This window comes from Arthrobacter sp. B10-11, from assembly GCF_033142195.1.
In the GTDB taxonomy this organism is placed as follows: Bacteria; Actinomycetota; Actinomycetes; order Actinomycetales; family Micrococcaceae; genus Arthrobacter; species Arthrobacter oryzae_C.
In genome coordinates this window covers 79,729-100,122 of the sequence record NZ_JAWMTH010000004.1, presented here as the reverse complement: position 1 = coordinate 100,122, position 20,394 = coordinate 79,729, and the positions used below count along the sequence as shown (strand labels likewise).

Sequence of the window (20,394 nt, the reverse complement as noted above, 5' to 3'; positions counted from 1 at the left end):
TACCCGTTTTCCCCTGGTTCCGTCAGGCGGATTTGGTTCCGGCCACGCGGCCGGCCGCGCGGGCAGCACGGTTCCGCCACCAGCGGCGGACGAGGTCAACCATGGCCAGCAGTCCCGCGAGGGGCGAAAGGACCGCCGCGGCGTAGACGAAGAGCAACCACGTGAGGGTCGCGATGGGCGGCTGGTTGGTGCTCAGGAGCGACAGTCCGCCAAAGAAGGCGACCGTCCAAAAAAGCACGACTCCAAAGAGCACCGCCGCAGCAGGGAAATACTCATTCGTCACAACGTTCATCACAGTGTTCAAGGCTCTTCCTCCTGACTGGTTTGGCGCCGGACATCACCGCGTCAATCTCAGTATGGGGGCAGCCAAACTCGGATTCCGGCAGGACGCAGAAACCGTGATGAAAATAACCTCAGCCCGTGCACCGGCCCGGTCAGGCGGAGCCCGTTCATGGCGGGGCCTTAGGCCTCCGTGTGCGCATCCAGGGAGGCCAGCGCGGCACGCAACCGGGCGTCGGCGTCGTCAGCCACCTCCCGCACTTCAGGACTGCCGCTGAGCTGGACCATCGTCTGTGGATCAATGGCCTGGATGGTGGTCACATCAGCGCCCCGGCCGCGGCGCACCACGACGTTGCAGGGCAGCAGGGCGCCAAGGTCCGGTTCAGCGGCCAGCGCGCGGCTGGCCAGCCCAGGGTTGCAGGCACCCAGGATGACGTAGTCACCCAGCGCTTCAGCGGCGTCGACACCAAGTTTGGCCTCGAAGGTCGCGCGGACGTTGATTTCGGACAGAATGCCGAAACCCTGCCCGGCGAGCGCCTCACGCGTCCGTTCGACGGCGTCGCTCCAGGACAGCGGAACGGTCACGGTGTGGGTGTAAGTCATGGGGGTCTCCTTGATGCGTTGGGTTGGCGAATGGCGCGTTGGCGGTTGGCGGTTGAATGCGGCTCAGGCCAGGGAAAGGAAGAGCTTTTCCAGGTCTTTCGTGTCCATGCTTGCATCCTTGCGGACGATGCACTGCTCAAGTCCGCTGGCAATGATGGCAAAGCCCGCCCGGTCCAGCGCCTTCGAGACTGCTGCGAGCTGCGTGACGATGTCCTTGCAATCGCGCCCCTCCTCCAGCATCCGGGTCACTGCGGACAGCTGCCCCTGGGCTCGCTTGAGCCGGTTAATGACCGGGGCGAGGTCGGTTGAATCGAGTTCCATGATGCCTCCGAATAGATGGTTCGCTTGGTGTCCAGAATATACCCCCAGGGGTGTTTTTGACTACCCCGGGGGGTATCTGTAATACTCGGTGGGGTATTCAGCTTTCGCATGATCCGTCTTGAAAGGACACCAATGACACGCTCCACCGCCTCAGGCCCCGCTCCCGTTTCACCGGACGCCCCCTCAGTCACCGCCCTGGATCCGGACACACTGAAGGGCTGGTTCCAGGAACACCAGGACCTCGTGGTGATCGACGTGCGCTCGGCCGCTGAATTCGAGTCGATGCACATCCGGGGTTCGTACAACGTGCCGCTCCCGCTTCTTTCCGAGCACACGGACGAACTGGCCGAACGGCTGGGGAGCCGCGTGGTGCTGGTCTGCCAATCGGGGGCACGGGCCGAGCAGGCCCGTCAGCGCCTCGGCGGGGCCGGGATCGGCACTGCCTACGTCCTGACCGGCGGGGTCCCCGGATTCGCAGCTACCGGCGGCAACGTTGTCCGGGGCAAGGCACGCTGGGACCTGGAGCGCCAGGTCCGCCTTGCAGCCGGTTCCCTGGTGGTACTGGGCCTGGCCGGCGGAAAATTCGTCTCGCCCAAGATCCGCCTGCTCGCCGGCGCCATCGGCACGGGCCTGACCTTCTCGGCCGCCACCAACACCTGCGCCATGGGCCAGGCCATCTCGGCGATGCCGTGGAACAAGGCGGCGAAGGAGCCTACCCGCGAATCCGCCATCCTGCAGTTCCCCGCCGCCGGCAAGGCAACCCCGGAGGCCAAGGCCTCATGACCGTCACGCTCATCTTCGTTCTTGCGCTCTCCGTGGTCATCGGGCTCTCGCTCGGTGTCCTCGGCGGCGGCGGATCGATCCTGACCGTCCCGATCCTGGTCTACGTGGCCGGGTTCGAGGCCAAGGAGGCAATCGCCGCTTCCCTGTTCGTCGTCGGAGTCACCTCCGCCGTCAGCGTGATCAGCCACGCCCGCGGCAAGCGCGTGATGTGGCGGACCGGACTTGTCTTTGGCGCGGCAGGCATGGCCGGAGCATTCGTCGGCGGGCTGCTCGGGGGCCACATCCCCGGCGAGATCCTCCTGATTGCTTTCGCCCTGATGATGGTGGCCACTTCCGTGGCCATGCTCCGCGGCCGAAAAAAGAGCTCGACGCCGGATCCCTCCTCCGGCTCCACCCGCCACGCCGAACTTCCCCTGGGCCGGGTGCTGCTCGACGGCGCCGTGGTCGGCCTGGTCACCGGGCTGGTTGGCGCCGGCGGAGGATTCCTGGTGGTTCCCGCACTGGCTCTCCTTGGCGGCCTCCCGATGTCCGTTGCGGTGGGCACATCGCTGGTAGTCATCGCCATGAAGTCCTTCGCCGGACTTGCCGGATACCTCACAACGGTCCACCTCGACTGGGGAGTGACGCTCGCCGTCACTGCCGCCGCAATCGTGGGAACCCTGATCGGATCCAGGATCGCAGGCAGGATCCCCGAGGCCGCGCTGCGGAAGGCATTCGGCTGGTTCGTGCTGGCCATGGGCGCCTTCGTGCTGATTCAACAGGCACCTGCGGACCTGCGCTGGGTCATAGCGGCCGCCGTCGCCGTCCTCGCAGCAGCCGCCGCCGGAATCTGCTGGTTCTTCGTCACCTCGTGCCCGATCAAAAGGAGAATCTCATGGGCCTGATCGACTCGCTGAAGAAGGCTTTCAGCAAACCCTACAAAACCGTCTCAGTGGCCGAAGCCAAGGAACTCCTCGCTTCCCGGGCGGTGCTGATTGATGTCCGCTCCGCGCAGGAATGGCGCAGCGGCCACGCACCCCAGGCCAAGCACCTGCCCCTCGACAGGCTCCAGGGCGGCACGTCCGGCCTGCAGAAGGGCCGGCCGGTCGTCGCAATGTGCCAGTCAGGAGTCCGCTCGGCATCGGCCGCACGGCTACTGGCGGGCCAGGGCTACGAGGCGTATTCGCTCCGCGGCGGCATCGGCGCCTGGCGCCAGGCCGGCGAACCGGTCCGCTAAACATTTCACCCAATCCGGAAAGGAAACCCCGTCATGGCAGAAATCACCGTCACCGAAGCCGAGCAGCGGCGCACCAGCGCGCAGATCCTCGACGTCCGCGAAGACTTCGAAGTCGCCGAGGGCATGATCCCCGGCGCCCTGCACATCCCCATGGGGCAGCTGCAGGCCCGCTTGTCCGAGCTGGACCCCCGCGTCCCCGTCATCGTGGTTTGCCGCAGCGGCAACCGCAGCGCCCGCGTGGCGGATGCCCTCAACGCCGCCGGATTCAGCGCCGACACGATGGCCGGCGGCATGATCGCCTGGGGCCGCGAAGGACTCCCTGCCGCCTAACCCGGCTATCCACCCCCCACCCGTTCCCCCGCTTCACCAGCCACAAGTAAGGAATCCAGCCATGGCAACCATCGACATCACGGAAGAATCGCTTGCCCGGACGCTTGAGGACAATGACATTGTCCTCATTGACTTCTGGGCGGGCTGGTGCGGCCCCTGCCGCATGTTCTCCCCCACCTACGACGCCGCCTCCCAGAAGCACCCGGACGTCACCTTTGCCAAGGTGGACACGGAAGCCGAGCAGGCCCTGGCGGCCGCTGCCGGCATCACGTCCATCCCCACGCTGATGGCTTTCCGGGACAAGACCCTGGTCTTCTCCCAGCCCGGCGCCCTCAACGCGGCAGGCCTGGAACAGGTCATCCAGGGCGTCAAGAACCTGGACATGGCCGCAGTCCGTGCGCAGGCAGCGCAACGGCAGTCCTGACACGCAGGGCAATGCGGACCATTTCGCCCGGCGAGCTCGCGGCAGTCTGGCCCCGCGCCATAGTGGTGGACGTGCGGGGCCGGGAGGAATACGCCGTCGCCCACGTCCCAGGCAGCCTGAACATCCCGCTCGATGAACTGCCGCTGCGGCAGCAGGACCTGCCGAACAGCACCCTCTACGTTCTCTGCGGTTCAGGCAAACGCAGCAGCCAGGCCACTGCAGCCCTCACGGCCCGGGGCCACGATGCCGTCAACGTTGCCGGGGGCATCACGGAGTGGTACAGGGAGGGCCATCCGGTGAGCTACGCACCGGCAGTTCCGGAGGAGCCTCCGGCCGGGCGGTGGAGATTGCTGATGCAAAAACTCCCGAAATGGCACCGCCGAAGCACCCGGTAACCCCGTCCAAACCGCGGCGGTCGACCGTTTGCGATATACCCCCCGGGGTATTATGATTTTGACTAGACCAACGGGGACCAACCAGGAACCCCACCAACTTCACGAAGGAGAACCCCATGCTTCTCGAGCGCATCTACGACGAAGACCTCGCCCAGGCCAGCTACCTCATCGGCTGCCAGCGGAAGGGGGAGGCAGTTGTTGTCGACGCCCGCCGTGACATCGACACCTACCGCTCCCTCGCCGCGGCCAACGGCATGAAGATCGTGGCCGTCACCGAGACCCACATCCACGCCGACTACCTTTCCGGCACCCGTGAACTGGCCGCCGCAACCGGCGCCAAAATCTACGTCTCGGGCGAAGGCGGCCCGGACTGGCAGTACGGGTTCGACGGCGAGCGCCTGTTCGACGGCAGCAAGATCACCATTGGCAACATCACCGTCCAGGCGCTCCACACCCCGGGGCACACGCCCGAACACCTGTCCTTCCTGATCACCGACGGCGCATTCAGCTCCGAGCCCGGCTACCTGCTCTCCGGCGACTTCGTCTTCTCCGGTGACCTTGGCCGCCCCGATCTCCTGGACGAGGCCGCGGGCGGCGTGGACACCCGCTTCGAAGGCGCCAAGCAGCTGTTCTCCAGCCTGCGTGACAAGTTCCTCACCCTGCCCGACTTCGTCCAGGTCTACCCGGGGCACGGCGCCGGCAGTGCCTGCGGCAAGGCCCTCGGCGCCATCCCGTCGTCGACGGTCGGCTACGAGCGGCTGTACGCGTGGTGGGGCCCTTACCTGGCCGCCAACGACGAGCAGGGCTTCATCGACGAACTGCTCGACGGACAGCCGGATGCGCACGCCTACTTCGGCCGCATGAAGCGCCAGAACCGCCAGGGCCCGGCCGTCATGGGCGAACGCGCCCCGCTCGAAGAGCTGGACACTGCCGCCGTCGTCCGTGACCTGGCGGCAAACAAGGTGACCTTCGTGGACACGCGACCCAACACCGAGGTGCACCAGGGCACCGTGGCAGGGGCCCTGAACATCCCCGCAGGCAAGTCAGTTGCCAGCTTCGGCGCCTGGGCCGTTGACCCGGAACGGGACAGCCGTCCGCTGGTGCTGCTGGCCTCGGGACAGGAGCAGGCGCAGGAGATGTGGGACCACCTGGTCCGCGTCGGCATCGACAACGTGGGCGGCTTCGTCACTAGCATTGACGGCCTGCCCTCAGCCACTCCGCGCCTGGTCCAGCCCGAGGAACTCGAAGGCTTCGATGCTGCGGTTGTCCTGGATGTCCGCAACCGCACCGAACACACGGCCGGGCACATCCCGGGTTCGAAGCAGCTCAGCGGCGGCCGGGTCCTCTGGAACCTGGACCAGCTCCCCACCGGCGGCACCATCGTGACCTACTGCCAGAGCGGCGTCCGCAGCTCGGTGGCGGCCAGCGCGCTGCGCCACGCCGGTTACGACGTCGTGGAACTCGACGGCAGCTACGCCGCCTGGACCGCCCGGGAACAGTCGCTGCAGACGACGTCGGCACGCTGACCACGAGCTGACTTCCACCGCAGAGGCCCCCGTCCGGATTTTCTCCGGGCGGGGGCCTTTTGCCCGGGGCACCATCGCGCCTGCCGGCGGACCCCCGTAGCATGGGCGCATGAGCCGAGTCACGTGCGATCTGACCATCTCCCTCGACGGATTCCTCGCCGGCCCGAACCAAAGCCTGGCCGAACCGCTGGGCGAGGGCGGGGAGCTCCTGCACAGGTGGCAGTTCGAAGAAGCCGAGTCCAACGCAGCGGCGCGCGAAGGTATCCTCGCAGCAGGCGCCTTCATCATGGGGCGGAACATGTTCGCCGGGCCCGGTCCCGGGGCATGGGCTGAGGAATGGCGGGGATGGTGGGGTGCGGAGCCGCCCTATCACGCGCCCGTGTTCGTACTCACCCACCATCCCCGGGATCCGCTGGTGATGGAGGGCGGCACCACATTCAACTTCGTGGCCGACGGGATCGAATCGGCGCTGGCGCAAGCGCGGAAGGCCGCCGGCAGCAAGGACATCGCCATTGCCGGAGGGGCACAGACCGCCCGCCAATACCTTTCAGCAGGGCTGATCGACGAGCTGCGCCTCCACATCGCGCCCATGGTCCTGGGGGCAGGCGAGCGGCTGCTGGACGGCGTCGCAAACCTGAAGCTGGAGCCGACGGAAGTGAGCGGTACCAGCCTTGTCACCCACATTCGCTATCGGGTCACCGGCAGCGAGCAACCCGGCTCCGGCGGGCGGGCCTCGTAGGCAGTGTGGACTAATAGCCGCGGTCGTTCGAATAGCGGAGCGAAACAACGCCGTTGCTGAAGGTTCGCGTCCCCTCGAGGTTCAGGTTTATCCGGACATCAGGAGCCTCGAACAGCGGCCTGCCCTGCCCGAGGACCACGGGGTGGATGAAAATCTGAAATTCGTCGATCAGACCCTGCCGCATGAAGGTGGCAGCCAAATTGACGCCGCTCAGGACGATGTCGCCGCCGGACTGCGCCTTCAGTTCCGCTATATGTTCAGGCACGACGTCGCGAATCACCGTGGTATTCCAGCCCGCCTCCGTAGTGGTCCGCGAGAAGAGGAATTTGGGCATGTCGCACCAGATCCCGGCGAACTCGGCCAGAGGCGACGGGAGGTCCGGATTCCTGTCGGCCGTAGGCCAGATACCGGCCATCAGTTCATAGGTGACCCGCCCGTACATGAACGCTCCCATCCCGCGGAACTGCTCGTTCAGATAACGGAGGAACTCCTCGTTCACCAGATGCCAGCTGATGTCCCGGCCCGGCCCCTCGACCTCCGGTGGCAGCTGAAGGCGGCGCGGCCGTCGTCGTCGTAGCTTCGGGTGAAGCACTCCCCCGGAATATCAGTCTCCAAGGATGCGGTGCTTGGCGGCTTTGAATTCCTCATCAGAAAGCGCGCCTTTCGCATGAAGGTCCGCAAGGAGGGAAAGCTCTGATGCCAGGGAGTTCCTGCCTCGCATCCTGCCAAACACCACCTGATGCCTTTCGGCACGGGCTGCCGGCGGCGCCTGCTCCGGCTTCTGCCGCCGCGAGGAACTGCTGACGGCGTATGCAATCAGCAGGGTGACGGCCAGGACACCCAACGCGATTCCCAACGGGACTCGGAAGGGTTCCGTCGCGTTCGCCACGACAGCAATAATCAGCCCGGCAGCGACTGCACCCCACCCGGCTACTCGCAGCGACATCCGGCTGACGCTGAATGCGAATAGATACCCGCCGGCCCCGGCCGAAACCGCATGTTCGTCCATAGGCCGAGAGTAGCGCTGCGAACGCTCCTTGAACATCCCCGGAGTGGCCCGCCGGCACTGCGGCGCGGCCGGCGCCGCGCCCACCCGTAAGCAGTGCGCAGGAAGGTGAACATGGTGGGGAATATCCGATGTCGGGGCCAGGGTCTACACTGAACTTATCGAACATATATTCGAATAAGGGTGTGTTGTGGGCATAGTTATCGGTCCCCGCGTGATAGAGGCGGGTGCGTCCCTGCTGTCGGTGCTGATCTCCCCGGTGCCGGTCGCTGCGGGCTATCCCTCGCCGGCGCAGGACTACTTTGACGGCAGGATCGACCTCAATGAACACCTCATCAAGGACATCACCAGCACGTACATCGTGCGGGTCTCCGGGGACTCAATGGAAGGCGCCGGGATCAGTGACGGCGACGAACTGATAGTCAACCGCGCCCTGGACCCCAAGGACGGATCGGTGGTCATTGCGGTCCTGGACGGCGAACTGACCATCAAGCGGCTTCGGATCAAGGCGTCCGGAGTGGTGCTGGAGGCGGACAATCCCCGGTATCCGGACATCAGGGTTCCTGCGTTGTCGGACCTGGTCATCTGGGGTGTGGCCACGCGGTGCCTGCACCATGTCTGAAACACGGGACACCCGCGCACCGGACACTGGCCGTCAGATAGCCCTGGTGGACGTCAACTGCTTCTACGCCTCGGCGGAACGGGCCTTCGATCCCTCGCTGGAAGGCCGTCCCCTCGTAGTCCTCTCCAACAACGACGGCTGCGCGGTCACCCGGTCCCCTGAAGCCAAAGCGCTTGGAATCAGCGTCGGTGAGCCGTGGTTCAAGCTTGCTCCGCGGGCGAAGGAATGGGGGCTGGTGGCAAAGTCCAGCAACTATGAGCTGTACGGGGACATCAGCGCCCGCGTGATGGAGCTCCTGGGCCGCTACTCGGCCTGGCTGGAGGTGTACAGCATCGACGAAGCCTTCCTCGGGGTCAAAGGCACCCCCGTCGAGCTCCTGCAGCTCGGCCAAACCATCAAGTCAGCCGTCCGCCGGAACGTCGGCGTGCCGGTCTGCGTGGGAATCGCCGGGACCAAGACCCTCGCGAAGCTGGCCAACAAGTGGGCGAAGAACAATCCCGGCCTCAACGGCGTCTGCCACTGGGACGCCATGCCTCCGCCCGCCCGCGAAGCCCTGATGGGCCGGGTATCCGTCATTGAACTCTGGGGCGTGGCTTCCCGGCTCACCAAGCGGTTGAACAGCCAGGGCATTTTTTCGATCCTTGACCTCGCCCGCGCCGATCCGGTGCGGATCCGGGACCGCTTCTCCGTTGTGCTGATGCGGACGGTGCTGGAACTGCAGGGCACTCCGTGCATCCCGTTGGAGGAGGAACGCATCGGCCGTGATCAACTCATCTTCAGCCGGTCCTTTGCAACACCCATCACCACCGCGGCGGACCTGAGGCAGGTCATGAGTGTTTACGGACAGCAAGCCAGTGCACGCCTGGCCAAGCACAATCTGCAGGCCAAGGTCCTCACGGCGTTCGCGGGCACGTCGCACTACAACCCGCTGGACACGTCCTACCCGTCGGTCTGCGTCACTTTGCCCGCACCCACTGCCGACCCCGTGCTGTTGACCAAGGCTTCGCACGCCCTGCTGCCCCGGATCCAGGAAGGCACCAAGTACGTCCGTGCCGGCATCGTGGTCACCGACCTGCGGCCCACGGGACTGCAGTCACCGTTGGAGGTGTTTGCGAACCCGCACGAGGAACGCGGCATCGGACCGCTGCTGGAAGACATCAGCCGCCGGTACGGCCGGGGTTCCGTGGGGCTCGGACACGCAGGCATCCGCGGAGGCCCGGACTGGTCCATGCAGCGCACCATGCTCTCGCCCCGGTACACGACTCACTGGGACGAGCTCCCCGTGGTCAAAGCTGCCTAAAGTGGCGCCTGTTACACTCTGCTCATGATCGGGCTTCCCTTCGCGGGAGATGGGCTTGTGCACGGCATCCTGACGGGGCTGGGCATTGTCGCGGCCCTGTTGTTTTACGCCCATGAAAAGCGCCGCCGCGGCCTCACCGATCCCCGGCTATGGCCCATCGCAGGCTTCGCTGTAGCGTTCGGGGCCATCGGATCCCGCGTCCTCACCTGGGACGTTTCCACGCAGGTTTCCCTGGCGGACTGGTGGGGCAACGGCGACCGAAGCATCCTCGCAGGCCTGGTGGGCGCCTGGTTCGGAGTCCATCTTGGCAAGCGGCTGACCGGCTACCGTGAGTCCACCGGCGACCTGCTGGCTCCCGCCGTTGCACTGGCGATGGTTCTCGGGCGGGTCGGTTGCCTCCTCACCGAACTGCCGGGTACTCCGACCGGCGGTGCCTGGGGAATCGTGCTCACCCCGGCGCAGGCCGCACTGATCGGCGGACCCTCCGGGGCCGGGCTCCATCCTTCCTTTGCCTACGAAATCGTCTTCCATGCGGTGGCGTTCGCCGTCATGTGGCGCTTTCGCGATCGCCTCGCACACCCCGGCGACCTCTTCATCTGCTACGTGACCGCTTACGCGCTCTTCAGGTTCGGCGTGGAGTTTGTCCGCGGCAACGAGGTGCTCTGGCTGGGAATGAGCCGCCCGCAGTGGTTCCTGCTGGCTGTCCTCCCCCTGTTGATCTGGCGCATGCGGCGGGTGTTCGGGAAACCGGTCCGTCCTGAGTTGAAAGGAAGAGTGGCATGAGCGAGGACAACCCTGATGTTCCCCGGAACCCGCGCCCGCCCCAACCTCCGCCGCCCCCGGCGGACGGGCACGGGACGCCCCAAGAGCCGGCAGGAGGCTCCATGGCGCTCGGCGCCGTCCTCGGCGCCTTGGTCCTTTACGTGGTCTATGTCGGATCGCTTATGGCCGCCGGACCCTACGCATGGGGCTCCTTCGGCCTCGGCGGCCTGGCCGGCTTCATACCGATCGTCATTTACTTGCTGGTGGCCATCCTGCTGGCCGTCAGGCGCCGCACCTCGCGGTTCGGTGCGGGACTCCTGATTGGCCTTGGAATTTTTGTCCTGTTCGGCGGCGGACTCTGCGTCGGCGCCCTCACCCAGATGGGCGCCTGATATGAATCCTTCACCTTTAGCCGCAGGACGGGCGCTGCCCGGCCCCGGCCAGCCCCTGCGCGGTGACCGGATCCACCGGTATGTCACTGCGTTCTGCCCCCGCTGCCACGAGACGAACCCTCCGCTTGCCCAGGTGCGGCGCCTGTCCGGGGTGCTGCTCATCCGGGATGACCGCGTATGGCTTGAACGCGGCTGCCCCGACCACGGACTGGTGCGCACCCTGTACGACGAATCGCCGGAAATCCTGCGCTACCTGGAGAAATGGCAGGCGCCCACCAAACAGCACATCCCCGACCAGGCGGACAACTACCGCCCGATACCCGAAGCCTACGCCTACGGGCTTCCGGCCATGCAGACGCAGCACACGTGCATCCTCCTGCAGGACATCATCGAGCACTGCAACCTGCGCTGCCCCACCTGTTTCACCTCATCCGGCCCTCAACTGCAGGGGGTCGCGCCGCTCAGCGAAGTGCTGGCGAATATTGATGCACGCCTTGCCCGGGAGAACGGGCGCCTTGATGTGTTGATGCTCTCCGGCGGCGAGCCCACGCTCTACCCCCATCTCGCCGAACTGCTGGAGGAACTGGTTGCCCGGCCGATCGTCCGGATCATGGTGAACAGCAACGGCATGCTGATCGCGACCGACGACGAACTGCTCGCCTTGCTGGCCAGGCATCGCGACCGGGTGGAGGTGTACCTCCAATACGACGGCCCCTCCAAGGAAGCGTCGATCCACCACCGCGGCGGGGACCTGACGCGCTTCAAGGATGCGGCCATCTCACGTTTGTCCGAGGCGGGCATCTTCACCACCCTGACGATGACGGCGACCCTCGGCGTCAACGACGGCGAGGTGGGCGCCGTCGTCATGCGCGCCCTGGAAACCCCGTTCGTGGGCGGAGTAGCGCTGCAGCCGGTGTTCGGTTCCGGCCGCGGGCACGGAATCGATCCCCTGGACCGGCTCACCCACACGGGCGTCCTCGAAAGGCTGGCGGAGCAAACCAACGGGGTGGTCTCGTGGCATGACCTGACAGCACTGCCCTGCTCGCATCCGCACTGCGCGTCCGTGGGCTACATGCTGAAGGACGACTCCGGTGTCTGGCGCTCGCTGACTGCCCTCATCGGGCACGACCAGCTGCTCGCCTGGCTGGAACTCAACCCGGACAGCCTCGCCAACCGCATCGCCGACAGCGCGATCCCGCTCGAACTGCGCAGCCTGATGAAGTCCTCGCTGCTCGACCTGCTGAGCGAACAGTCGTCCCTGTCCCACCCACGGACCGCTGACCTCTGGAAAAACATCTGCACCCAGTGCGACCTGGGCATCGGGACGCTCACCACTCTGGCCGCCGGCAAGCTTCCGGGCCAGCAGCAACGGCTGCGCAGGCTCCTCGCCGAACGCGTCACCCGCATCATGGTCAAGCCGTTCATGGACATTTCCACCATGATCGAAGAACGGCTCACTCAGTGCTGCGTCCATGTGGGAACCAAGAGCGACGCAGGCGGTCACCAGTGCGCCCCCTTCTGCGCCGTGCAGGCCTGGCCGGCCCTGTCCAGGCAACGGATGAGCACTGCAACGGGTCAGCAACTGCTCCCGGTGCGGCAGCTTTAGGGACGACCATGGGTTCCGACTCGGACGCCCGGCGCATCGCAGCCGGCCCCCTGCCCTCGCAGCTCGTGCCACCCCGGGACGGCGCGGGCCCAGCCGCCCCGGCCGGCGGCCAGCCCGAGTCCGACGCGCAACCGCAGGAGGCTGCCCCGTTCGATCCGCTGCGACTCTGCATCTTCGCCACGATCGCACTGCTGGGCTGGCTGGCCGGCCCGGTGGCATTGGCCGTGTTCGCGGCCATCGGGTTCACCGGGTACTGGAAAGCGCGCCGGAGGGGCCTGAAGAAGTCGAACTGCTACCTCCGCGACACCCGGCTCGTGCTCGGCTATCTGGGCGTCCTCCTGGCCGCCGGCCTGTGGGGGATGTACGCGCTCGGGGCTCGTCTGTTGGGTTTCTGAAGCAGGCTAAAGTGGCGCATGTCCTCGCGGGCCAGTCACACCTACGCCGCCAGCGGGGAGCCGAACATTTCCGCTGCACGCCGCAACAGGTGCTCCGGAACGTCCGCTTCGCCGCCGCGCCCGGTACGGCCCAGGAACACCGCTGTGCCCCGGGCGGCATCGGACAGGTCGAGCCCGGCCTCACGGATAAGTTGGGCAGCGCGGATGTTGGGCGGCAGGTCCATAAAGTGGCCTTCGGCGTTGAGGTAGACATGCCAGTCGCCGCGGCTGACGGATTCCAGGTGTCCCCCGACGAGGCCCTGAAGGGTATCGGTTGTCGCCTCAAAGGTCATGGTCCGCAGGGGCTCACCCAGCCGGGCCGGGATGACCAATGCCATACATGTGGTGCTCATTATTTCTTCCTCAGTACTAGTAACTGGGAGCTGCCTCAATCTGTTCCCGATCGCTCACTGCGAACGCCAAATATGACGGAATCCGACACGGCATTGACGGAACCGTAATGCGGACAGCCCGTGACTAGCCAAGAGGGCCCGCCATCCCCCATGCTTGCTCCATGTCCTCAATGTCGAGCCCATACCGGATCATCGCGGTCTGCACCGGAAACATCTGCCGGTCCCCGATGGCCGAGCTGATGCTGGCCGAGGCCTTCGCAGCAGCGGGGCTCGCCGGCGCCGTCGTCGTTGATTCCGCCGGAACCACAGCCTATGAGGCCGGCCGCCCCATCGATCCCCGGGCCGCCCGCAAACTGGCTGCCCACCAGCTCACCTCGGACCGGCATGTTGCGCGGGAGTGGCGGCCCGAATGGTTCCGCGACCGCCACCTGATCCTCGCCTTGGACGTGGACCACTACGGCTGGCTGCGGGCCACCGCCCCTGACGGGGAGGCCCTGGCCCGGATCCGGATGCTGCGCAGCTTCGATCCCGCCGTATCCGGCCGCGACCTCCTGGACCAGGGCATCGAAGACCCCTGGTACGGCGGCCACGCGGACTTTGACGTGACGTGGGACCTCATCAAGGCCGCCATTCCGGGAATCGTGGACCACGTCCGCCGGGAAGCGCCGCAACAGAACCAGTCCGGGCAGCAGGTACGCTCTATTTCATGACCCCTGCACCCGTGATCATCGCCATCGACGGCCGGTCCGGTGCAGGAAAAACCACTCTGGCGATCGAACTTGCCGCCCGGCTGCGGGAGCACCACAAGGTGTCGCTGTTCCATCTGGAGGACATCTATCCCGGCTGGAACGGGCTGGCGGCCGGCGTCGAACGCTATGTCAGCACCGTGCTGGCTCCGCTGCACCGCGGGGAGGCCGCTGAATGGGTCAGCTGGGACTGGGAGAAGCATTACGACGGCGCAACGCGCATCACCCTGCCGGCGGAGATCGTGATCGTGGAGGGTGTGGGCGCCGCGGCCGCCGCCGCCCGCCCGCACCTGGACGCGGTCGTCTGGGCGGAGTCCTCCGACGATGACCGCCGCATCCGTGCCCTGGCCCGTGACGGCAGCACCTACGAACCCTTCTGGGATCAGTGGGCCGCGCAGGAGGACGAATGGCTGGCAAGTGACCCGGTGCAGGACACTGCCGACATCCGGGTGCTCAACCGCGCCGACGGCACGGCCCCTGATGACGTCCTCCAGGCGCTCCAGTACCTTCCCGCCCTCGCCGCAGTGATGCTGCCCGAGCTCTCGGCCCGCCGCGGCCTTCGGCTCCACGCCGAGCGGCTGGACTGCGATCCCGACCCCGCCCGGCTCTTCGACGCCCTCTACGGCCGTTCGCCACATGCCGTGTGGCTGGACTCCTCGCTTCGGACGGAGGGAACGGCCGGCGAGCGCAGCCGCTTCAGCATCCTGGCGGACGACGGCGGCAGGTTCGGCCAGGACGTCCGGCACCGGTCCGGCGTCACCCGCCTGACGACAGGCACCGCCACGGTTTCCACCGCGGGACCGTTCTTCCGCTGGCTGGACGGCGTCTGGGGCCGCCGCGCACTCCGCCCGCCTGAAGGCTACCCCTGCGAATTCACGCTCGGCTGGCTGGGCTACCTAGGCTACGAGCTCAAGCGCGAAACCGGCGGCAGCGACGTTGCCTCCGGAACGCCCGACGCCGCCCTGATCTTTGCCGGCCGGGCCGTGGTGCTCGACCACCGTGAGGGCAGCGCATGGCTGCTTGCCTTGGAGTCACCCGACGCCGCGGACTGGCTGGCCCGCGCCCGCACGGCAGTCACGGCGGCCGCGGCGCCAGCCGCAGCACCGGAACGCGGCGCCAGCACCGCCGTCGTACCCGGAACAAAACCTGCCCCCGCCTTCACCGGCCGCGATACCGAGGCAGCCTACAAGCGCAAGATCGCGGACGCGCAGCATGAAATTGCCGAGGGGAACACGTACGAGGTCTGCCTCACCACCGCCGTCAGCGCCGCCGTGCCGGCCGGCCCGGACGCAACGGCCGGTCAGGACGGAACGGACGCGCTGGATCCCTGGCAGGCGTACCTTGCCCTTCGCCGGAAGAACCCCGCCCCGTTCGCCAGCTACCTGCGCTTCGGTGAGCTGACGGTGGCCAGCACGTCACCGGAGCGTTTCCTGCGGATAGCGGCCGACGGCGGCATGCGCGCCGAGCCGATCAAGGGCACCCGCCCCCGGGCCGCGGAGCCTGCCCGCGACGACGAGCTGCGGCGGGATCTTGAGTCCTCCCCCAAGGACCGCGCCGAGAACATCATGATCGTGGACCTGCTCCGCAACGACCTCAGCCACTTCGCCGTGGCGGGGTCCGTCACCGTCAGCCGGCTCTGCGCGATCGAAAGCTACGCCACGGTGCACCAGATGGTCAGCACCATCGACGCCAGGCTCAAACCGGGGCTGCCGCGCGCCGAAGCCGTTGCCGCCTGCTTTCCCGCCGGGTCCATGACCGGGGCTCCGAAGATCAGCACCATGGCCATCCTGGACCGGCTCGAAGGGGAGCCGCGCGGCGTCTACTCGGGTGCCATCGGCTACTTCTCGCTGAGCGGGGCGATGGACACGGCGGTGGCCATCCGGACGCTGGTGATCCGCGCGGACGGCGCCGGTGGCGCGGAACTGAGTCTCGGCGTCGGCGGTGCCATCACGGCGGATTCCTCCCCGCAGGAGGAATACGACGAAATCCGGACGAAGGCATACGGGGTCCTGTCCGCGCTGGGCGCGGAGTTCCCGGAAAGCTGACCTACTGCAGGGTGGCCGTGAGCCGGGCGACGTTGTCCACGTATTTGACCGCCATGGGCCGCTCCATCCAGTCCTCCAGCGTCAGCTCGCGGGAAATGTCCCGGTAGGTGTCCTCCACGGCGCGCATCTTGGCCACGATGTCGGCGCCCAGGAGCATCACGGAAACCTCCAGGTTCAGCGAGAAGGACCTCATATCCATGTTGCTGGAGCCCAGGACGGCCACTTCGTCGTCGATGGTGAAGTGCTTCGCGTGCAGCACGAACGGCGCCTTGTACAGGTAGATCCGCACGCCCGCTTCCAGCAGCGCCTCGTAGTAGGACTGCTGGGCGTGGTGGACCAGGAACTGGTCCCCCTTTTCCGAGACGAAAAGTTCGACGTCGACGCCCCGCTGCGCCGCCGTCGTCACCGCATAGAGCAGCGAATCGTCGGGGACGAAGTACGGGCTGCAGATGGAGATCTTGTGCTGGGCTGAGTAGATGAGCGTGTTGAACAGGCGCAGGTTGTTCTCGGTGATGAAGCCGGGGCCGCTGGGCACGGCCTGGGCGGTCACGGCGCCCGGGGCCAGCTCCGGCCGGTGGGCCAGCTGGTCCTCCAGAGACTCGTCCGTCTCGCTAAGCCAGTCCGTGGCGAAAACCACGTTGAGGGTGGTGACGATCGGCCCGCGCAGGCAGGCCATGAGCTCCACCCACTCGCGCCCCACTTTGCGGTGCCGGGGGTTGTTGTAGGAGGGCTCGATCAGATTCTGTGAACCCGTGAAGGCGATTTCGCCGTCGATCACCATGATTTTGCGGTGGTTGCGCAGGTCGGGACGGCGCCACTGGCCGTGCACCGGGCGCAGCGGCAGCATAGGCCGCCACTGGATCTTGCTCGCCTTGAGGCGTTTGATGAGCTTCCGGTAGCCCTTGATCCGCAGGGTTCCCAGATGGTCGAACAGCACACGGACTTCCACGCCCCGCTCCGCAGCCTCCTCCAGGGCCGCGAACAGATCCTCGGTGATGTGGTCCGTGCTCATGATGTAGAACTCGGCGTTGACGAAGTCCTTGGCCCCGCGCACCGCTTCAGCCATGGCCTTGATGGAGTCCGGGTAGCCGGGCAGGAGCTCCACGCTGTTGCCGTCCACCATGGGCAGCGAGCCGAGGGTCTTGTTCAGTTCCGCGGCCGAGGCCACCCATTCCGGGCCGCTGTAGCGGCTTTCGACGGCGGCCAGCTGCGATGTGCCGGCCCGGACCCGCTTGTTCACGGCATCCTGCTGCGCCCGGCGCCTGCGGGAGAGCTTGAAGTTTCCGAACAGCAGGAACAGGATCAAGCCAAGGGCGGGCACAAAGAAGATTCCCAGCAACCAGGCCATGGCCGTGGTGGGACGGCGGTTGCCCGGGATGATGCCGAGCGCCAGCACCCGGATGACCAGGTCAACAACGCTCAACGTGAGCACCAGCCAGTAGGGCGCGGTGCCCACCAGCGGAAACGGCCACAACACAGAGGAACCCCCACGGTAACTCGCCCGCCGGACCGGTTCCGGAGAGGCATTCAGCACAGCCTATCCCGCGGCCGGACTCCGGTGCCGCGGCTAAGCTTGAGGCATGACTGCTGCTGCCCCGGCCACCGTGCTCGTATTCCTTGACCCCCGGTTCGAAGAGGGCCGGATCGCCGATGCGTCGCAGCCCCAGCTGATGGCCACGGACCAGGGCGCCACCCGCGGCGACGGCGTCTTCGAATCCATGCTGGCCGTGGGCGGGACGCCCCGGAAGCTCGACGCCCACCTGCGGCGGCTGCAGGGTTCCGCTGTTGCGCTGGAACTGTCGATTCCGGGCGAGGACGCCTGGCGCCGGGCCATCGCGACGGCGGTCAGCGAGTACCGTTCCCAGCACCCCGCCGGCACCCCCAAAGAGGACGAGGCGGTAGTAAAGCTGATCTGCACCCGCGGCGCCGAGGGCGGCGCAGCCCCCACGTGCTGGGTCCAGGCCTCACCGGTTCCCGCGGCCGGCCGCCGGCAGCGGGAGACCGGGATCGACGTCATCCTGCTGGACCGCGGGTACGACAGCGAAGTGGGCGAACGCGCGCCGTGGCTCCTGCTCGGCGCCAAGACACTCTCCTACGCCGTGAACATGGCGGCCCTGCGGTACGCCCACGGCCAGGGCGCGGACGACGTCATCTTCACGTCGTCAGACGGCCGTGTCCTCGAAGGCCCCACGTCCACGGTCTTGCTGGCGCACCTTGAGACGTCCGACGACGGCGCCGGCGGCACCCGCACAGTGCGCCGCCTGATCACGCCGCAGCTCGACAGCGGCATCCTTCCGGGCACCTCGCAGGGCGCGCTGTTCGCGGCCGCCAAGGCGGCGGGCTGGGAACTCGGCTACGGCCCGCTGGAACCGCGGGACCTCTTCGATGCCGACGCCGTGTGGCTGATTTCCAGCATCCGGCTGCTGGCTCCCGTGAACCACATCGACGGCAAGGAGATCGGCACGCCCGCGCTGCGGAAGCAGTTGACGGACGAACTCAACGAACTGTTCGCCACCATCGAATAGCGTTCCCGTCCCCCCGGACGCTCTCTCACTTCCTGGCCCCTTTTTCCGGACGCTCTCTCACTTCCCGCCGCCTCCCCCCGGACGCTCTCTCACTTCCCGCCGGCTGCTGTGCGGGCCGCGGCGTCGATCCGCGCCCGGTGCGCGGCCCATTCCCGGGCGGTTCGCGTGGTCAGGTTCGGGTCACCCGGCCGCTGGCCAGCCGATCCGTCGATGAGCTCGCGGAGGATGTCCGCGTGGCCCAGATGCTGGGCCGTTTCCACGCACATGTGCACCAGGATCTGATGCAGGGTCACATGCCTGCGCTCCTCAGGCCACCACGGAACGATGCCCGTCGCGTCCAGGGGGAGAGCGTCAATGGTCGCATCGCTGTGCGCCGCGGAAAAGTGATGGAGTTCAATAATCTGCTGCCGGCTCTCGTCAGGCGTTGCCCACATGTCGGCGTCCGGTTCTGCGTCATTGGCATCCCAAGGCAAAGCGCGCGGACCGGGGCGCCCGAAGACTACGCCGAAATAGCCGAGTTCCACGCTGGCCACGTGTTTGACGAGGCCCAGCAGGTTGGTGCCGGTGGGTGTCAGCGGCCTGCGAGCGTCGTACTCGCCCAGCCCGTCGAGTTTGCCGAGGAGGTCCGCGCGGCGGGTGCGCAGGTAGCGGTGCAGAACTGCCTTGTCGTCCATAGCGGGCACTATACCGACTCCCCCACCGTCCGAAAGTGAGAGAGCGTCCGGAAATAGGCGGCAGGAAGTGAGAGAGCGTCCGGAAATAGGCGGCAGGAAGTGAGAGAGCGTCCGGACTGGCGCGGCGGGAAGTGAGAGAGGGTCTAGGTAGCCGGGCCGTTGGATCCCGAGGTGGATGCCTCGTGATCGGCCGAGGTCCGCCATGCTGCCCAATCGAGCGGCTGGACGGACGGGCGGCCCAGCAGGTACCCCTGCCCAAAGGTCATCCCGAGGTCCATGACCGCAGTCAGTTCGGCCTGGGTTTCGATCCCTTCCGCGACAAGGTCCGCCCCGACCTGCCGGGCGAAAGCCACCATGGCCGCGCCCAGGGTCTTCTGGCCGGCGGCGTGGTCGATTCCCGCGATGAGGCTGCGGTCGAGTTTGATGATGTCGGGACTCAGGTGCGTGACCTGGCTCATTGAGCCGAATCCCGCTCCGGCGCCGTCAACAGCCACGCGGAGTCCGCGCAGCCGCAATGGGGCCAGTGCTGCCACAACGGGCTCGTATTCGTCCTCGGCAAGCCGCTCCGTCAGCTCGATGACGATCCGGTCCATCGCCAGCTGGGAATGCTCCGCGAACGCCCGGAGCCGGGGGTCGAGGCAGGTGGCCGGCGAGAGGTTCAGCGCCACGTAGACGTGCGCCGGCAACTGTTCCGCGGCAGTAAGGGCTGCCTGCAGGGCCGCGAATTCAAGGTCCGATCCGAGGCCAACGGCGGCGGCCTCGTTGAACCAGTGGTCCGCGCTGGCACCGTCGTCGCTGACAAAACGCGTCAGGGCTTCGACGCCCACCACATTCCGGCTGGAAAGCTCATGGATGGGCTGGAATGCGGTGAGGAGCATCCGGTCGCCGAGGATCGCCTCTATGCGGCGCCTGCTCCGGCGGGTGAAGAGCACGGTGTTGCCGTAGTCCTCATCCGGCAGCGGCAGATCGGGGCTGGGCAGGTTCGGCTCGGAGTCGTCCGATTGCGCGTCCGTAATGCTCCGGGTGGCCATGAGGTGCTCCAGGAGCGCACGTTCCGGATTCCCCGGGTGGGATTCCAGCCGGCTGCGCAACTGCTCACGCGCCCACTCGCTCTGCGGAGTGGTGTCATCCAGCACAGACTCGATGATGTCCCGCGCCTGTCCACGGATCGTCGGATCACCCACGTCCGAAGGCGGGTTCGACTGGGGTCCCCGGTGCACAGTCGATTCCCCATCGGTCAATGCTGGAAAAGAAGTCTCATCCATTGACATGGTCTATTCCTTTATAAGTGCTGGTCCCGGCTGAGCCCGGGA

At 66.8% G+C, this 20,394-nt stretch carries 26 protein-coding genes; 17 read left to right on the top strand and 9 right to left on the bottom strand.

Translation table 11 applies throughout. The features are described from left to right. Positions 1-22 precede the first annotated feature (22 nt). The 3 genes from RW112_RS13585 to RW112_RS13575 form a co-directional block, all read right to left on the bottom strand. A complete protein-coding gene (locus RW112_RS13585) occupies positions 23-295 on the bottom strand; it encodes a hypothetical protein (protein WP_305943497.1) in 273 nt (90 codons plus the stop codon). A gap of 167 nt (positions 296-462) precedes the next feature. Further along, positions 463-882 (bottom strand): DUF302 domain-containing protein, encoded by a 420-nt coding sequence (locus tag RW112_RS13580; protein ID WP_317782287.1) that lies wholly within the window; start codon positions 880-882, stop codon positions 463-465. 63 nt (positions 883-945) lie between these two features. Continuing rightward, positions 946-1,203, bottom strand: coding sequence for a metal-sensitive transcriptional regulator (locus RW112_RS13575; protein ID WP_317782286.1), 258 nt, complete (start codon positions 1,201-1,203; stop codon positions 946-948). A gap of 132 nt (positions 1,204-1,335) precedes the next feature. Here RW112_RS13575 and RW112_RS13570 point away from each other — a divergent pair, with 132 nt between their 5' ends. The 8 genes from RW112_RS13570 to RW112_RS13535 all read left to right on the top strand — a co-directional run bounded on the left by RW112_RS13570 (position 1,336) and on the right by RW112_RS13535 (position 6,616). Beyond that, positions 1,336-1,986: a rhodanese-like domain-containing protein gene (locus RW112_RS13570; protein WP_317782285.1), complete on the top strand. Its 651-nt coding sequence runs from the start codon at positions 1,336-1,338 to the stop codon at positions 1,984-1,986. Continuing rightward, on the top strand, positions 1,983-2,870 hold the full coding sequence (locus tag RW112_RS13565) for a sulfite exporter TauE/SafE family protein (protein WP_317782284.1): 888 nt from the start codon (positions 1,983-1,985) through the stop codon (positions 2,868-2,870). The genes RW112_RS13570 and RW112_RS13565 overlap by 4 nt, the downstream gene beginning before the upstream one ends. Continuing rightward, a complete protein-coding gene (locus RW112_RS13560; protein ID WP_317782283.1) occupies positions 2,861-3,202 on the top strand; it encodes a rhodanese-like domain-containing protein in 342 nt (113 codons plus the stop codon). The genes RW112_RS13565 and RW112_RS13560 overlap by 10 nt, the downstream gene beginning before the upstream one ends. Positions 3,203-3,235: 33 nt before the next feature. Beyond that, the gene (locus tag RW112_RS13555; RefSeq protein WP_317782282.1) at positions 3,236-3,532 is read left to right on the top strand and encodes a rhodanese-like domain-containing protein; all 297 of its coding nucleotides are present in this window, start codon (positions 3,236-3,238) and stop codon (positions 3,530-3,532) included. Between the two features lie 61 nt (positions 3,533-3,593). Beyond that, positions 3,594-3,956 (top strand): thioredoxin, encoded by a 363-nt coding sequence (trxA, locus tag RW112_RS13550; protein ID WP_317782281.1) that lies wholly within the window; start codon positions 3,594-3,596, stop codon positions 3,954-3,956. An 11-nt stretch (positions 3,957-3,967) separates the two neighbouring features. Next, entirely contained in the window at positions 3,968-4,351 is a 384-nt protein-coding gene (locus tag RW112_RS13545) for a rhodanese-like domain-containing protein (protein WP_317782280.1), read from the top strand. Between the two features lie 116 nt (positions 4,352-4,467). Next, positions 4,468-5,877 carry an MBL fold metallo-hydrolase gene (locus RW112_RS13540; RefSeq protein ID WP_317782279.1) on the top strand — a complete coding sequence of 470 codons (1,410 nt, stop codon included), beginning with the start codon at positions 4,468-4,470 and terminating at the stop codon, positions 5,875-5,877. A gap of 109 nt (positions 5,878-5,986) precedes the next feature. Further along, positions 5,987-6,616, top strand: a complete 630-nt coding sequence (locus RW112_RS13535) for a dihydrofolate reductase family protein (protein ID WP_317782278.1) — start codon at positions 5,987-5,989, stop codon at positions 6,614-6,616. A 10-nt stretch (positions 6,617-6,626) separates the two neighbouring features. On the opposite strand, the gene RW112_RS13530 is transcribed toward RW112_RS13535, so the two are convergent. Beyond that, a complete protein-coding gene (locus RW112_RS13530; protein ID WP_317782277.1) occupies positions 6,627-7,208 on the bottom strand; it encodes a dihydrofolate reductase family protein in 582 nt (193 codons plus the stop codon). Between the two features lie 12 nt (positions 7,209-7,220). Continuing rightward, a complete protein-coding gene (locus RW112_RS13525; protein ID WP_317782276.1) occupies positions 7,221-7,625 on the bottom strand; it encodes an SHOCT domain-containing protein in 405 nt (134 codons plus the stop codon). A 187-nt stretch (positions 7,626-7,812) separates the two neighbouring features. Here RW112_RS13525 and RW112_RS13520 point away from each other — a divergent pair, with 187 nt between their 5' ends. From RW112_RS13520 to RW112_RS13495, 6 genes are read left to right on the top strand one after another with little or no spacing between them, the layout of a single operon-like run. After that, positions 7,813-8,244: a translesion error-prone DNA polymerase V autoproteolytic subunit gene (locus RW112_RS13520; protein ID WP_317782275.1), complete on the top strand. Its 432-nt coding sequence runs from the start codon at positions 7,813-7,815 to the stop codon at positions 8,242-8,244. Next, positions 8,237-9,544: a Y-family DNA polymerase gene (locus RW112_RS13515; RefSeq protein WP_317782274.1), complete on the top strand. Its 1,308-nt coding sequence runs from the start codon at positions 8,237-8,239 to the stop codon at positions 9,542-9,544. Before RW112_RS13520 ends, RW112_RS13515 begins: the two co-directional genes overlap by 8 nt. 24 nt (positions 9,545-9,568) lie before the next feature. After that, complete coding sequence (locus RW112_RS13510; RefSeq protein ID WP_317782273.1) at positions 9,569-10,327, top strand: prolipoprotein diacylglyceryl transferase; 759 nt, start codon at positions 9,569-9,571, stop codon at positions 10,325-10,327. Next, a complete protein-coding gene (locus RW112_RS13505; protein ID WP_317782272.1) occupies positions 10,324-10,698 on the top strand; it encodes a hypothetical protein in 375 nt (124 codons plus the stop codon). The genes RW112_RS13510 and RW112_RS13505 overlap by 4 nt, the downstream gene beginning before the upstream one ends. Position 10,699: 1 nt before the next feature. Beyond that, positions 10,700-12,304: a radical SAM protein gene (locus tag RW112_RS13500; RefSeq protein WP_317782271.1), complete on the top strand. Its 1,605-nt coding sequence runs from the start codon at positions 10,700-10,702 to the stop codon at positions 12,302-12,304. 8 nt (positions 12,305-12,312) lie between these two features. Continuing rightward, the gene (locus RW112_RS13495) at positions 12,313-12,699 is read left to right on the top strand and encodes a hypothetical protein (RefSeq protein WP_317782270.1); all 387 of its coding nucleotides are present in this window, start codon (positions 12,313-12,315) and stop codon (positions 12,697-12,699) included. A gap of 41 nt (positions 12,700-12,740) precedes the next feature. Here RW112_RS13495 and RW112_RS13490 read toward each other — a convergent pair whose 3' ends face one another. Next, positions 12,741-13,091, bottom strand: coding sequence for a DUF3846 domain-containing protein (locus RW112_RS13490; protein ID WP_317782269.1), 351 nt, complete (start codon positions 13,089-13,091; stop codon positions 12,741-12,743). Between the two features lie 161 nt (positions 13,092-13,252). On the opposite strand from RW112_RS13490, the gene RW112_RS13485 reads away from it, so the two are divergent. Together RW112_RS13485 and pabB are read left to right on the top strand one after the other, a co-directional pair. Further along, positions 13,253-13,801 (top strand): low molecular weight protein-tyrosine-phosphatase, encoded by a 549-nt coding sequence (locus tag RW112_RS13485; RefSeq protein ID WP_305942633.1) that lies wholly within the window; start codon positions 13,253-13,255, stop codon positions 13,799-13,801. Then, the gene (pabB, locus tag RW112_RS13480) at positions 13,798-15,882 is read left to right on the top strand and encodes an aminodeoxychorismate synthase component I (RefSeq protein WP_317782268.1); all 2,085 of its coding nucleotides are present in this window, start codon (positions 13,798-13,800) and stop codon (positions 15,880-15,882) included. Before RW112_RS13485 ends, pabB begins: the two co-directional genes overlap by 4 nt. A 1-nt stretch (position 15,883) precedes the next feature. Here pabB and cls read toward each other — a convergent pair whose 3' ends face one another. After that, entirely contained in the window at positions 15,884-17,359 is a 1,476-nt protein-coding gene (gene cls / locus RW112_RS13475) for a cardiolipin synthase (protein WP_317782267.1), read from the bottom strand. Between the two features lie 103 nt (positions 17,360-17,462). On the opposite strand from cls, the gene RW112_RS13470 reads away from it, so the two are divergent. Next, entirely contained in the window at positions 17,463-18,407 is a 945-nt protein-coding gene (locus RW112_RS13470; protein ID WP_317782266.1) for an aminodeoxychorismate lyase, read from the top strand. Between the two features lie 89 nt (positions 18,408-18,496). Here the strand turns inward: RW112_RS13470 and RW112_RS13465 are convergent, their stop codons facing one another. Both RW112_RS13465 and RW112_RS13460 read right to left on the bottom strand, forming a co-directional pair. Next, on the bottom strand, positions 18,497-19,081 hold the full coding sequence (locus RW112_RS13465; protein ID WP_317782265.1) for a DinB family protein: 585 nt from the start codon (positions 19,079-19,081) through the stop codon (positions 18,497-18,499). Between the two features lie 143 nt (positions 19,082-19,224). Next, positions 19,225-20,265, bottom strand: a complete 1,041-nt coding sequence (locus tag RW112_RS13460; protein ID WP_317782264.1) for an EAL domain-containing protein — start codon at positions 20,263-20,265, stop codon at positions 19,225-19,227. Positions 20,266-20,394 lie beyond the last annotated feature (129 nt).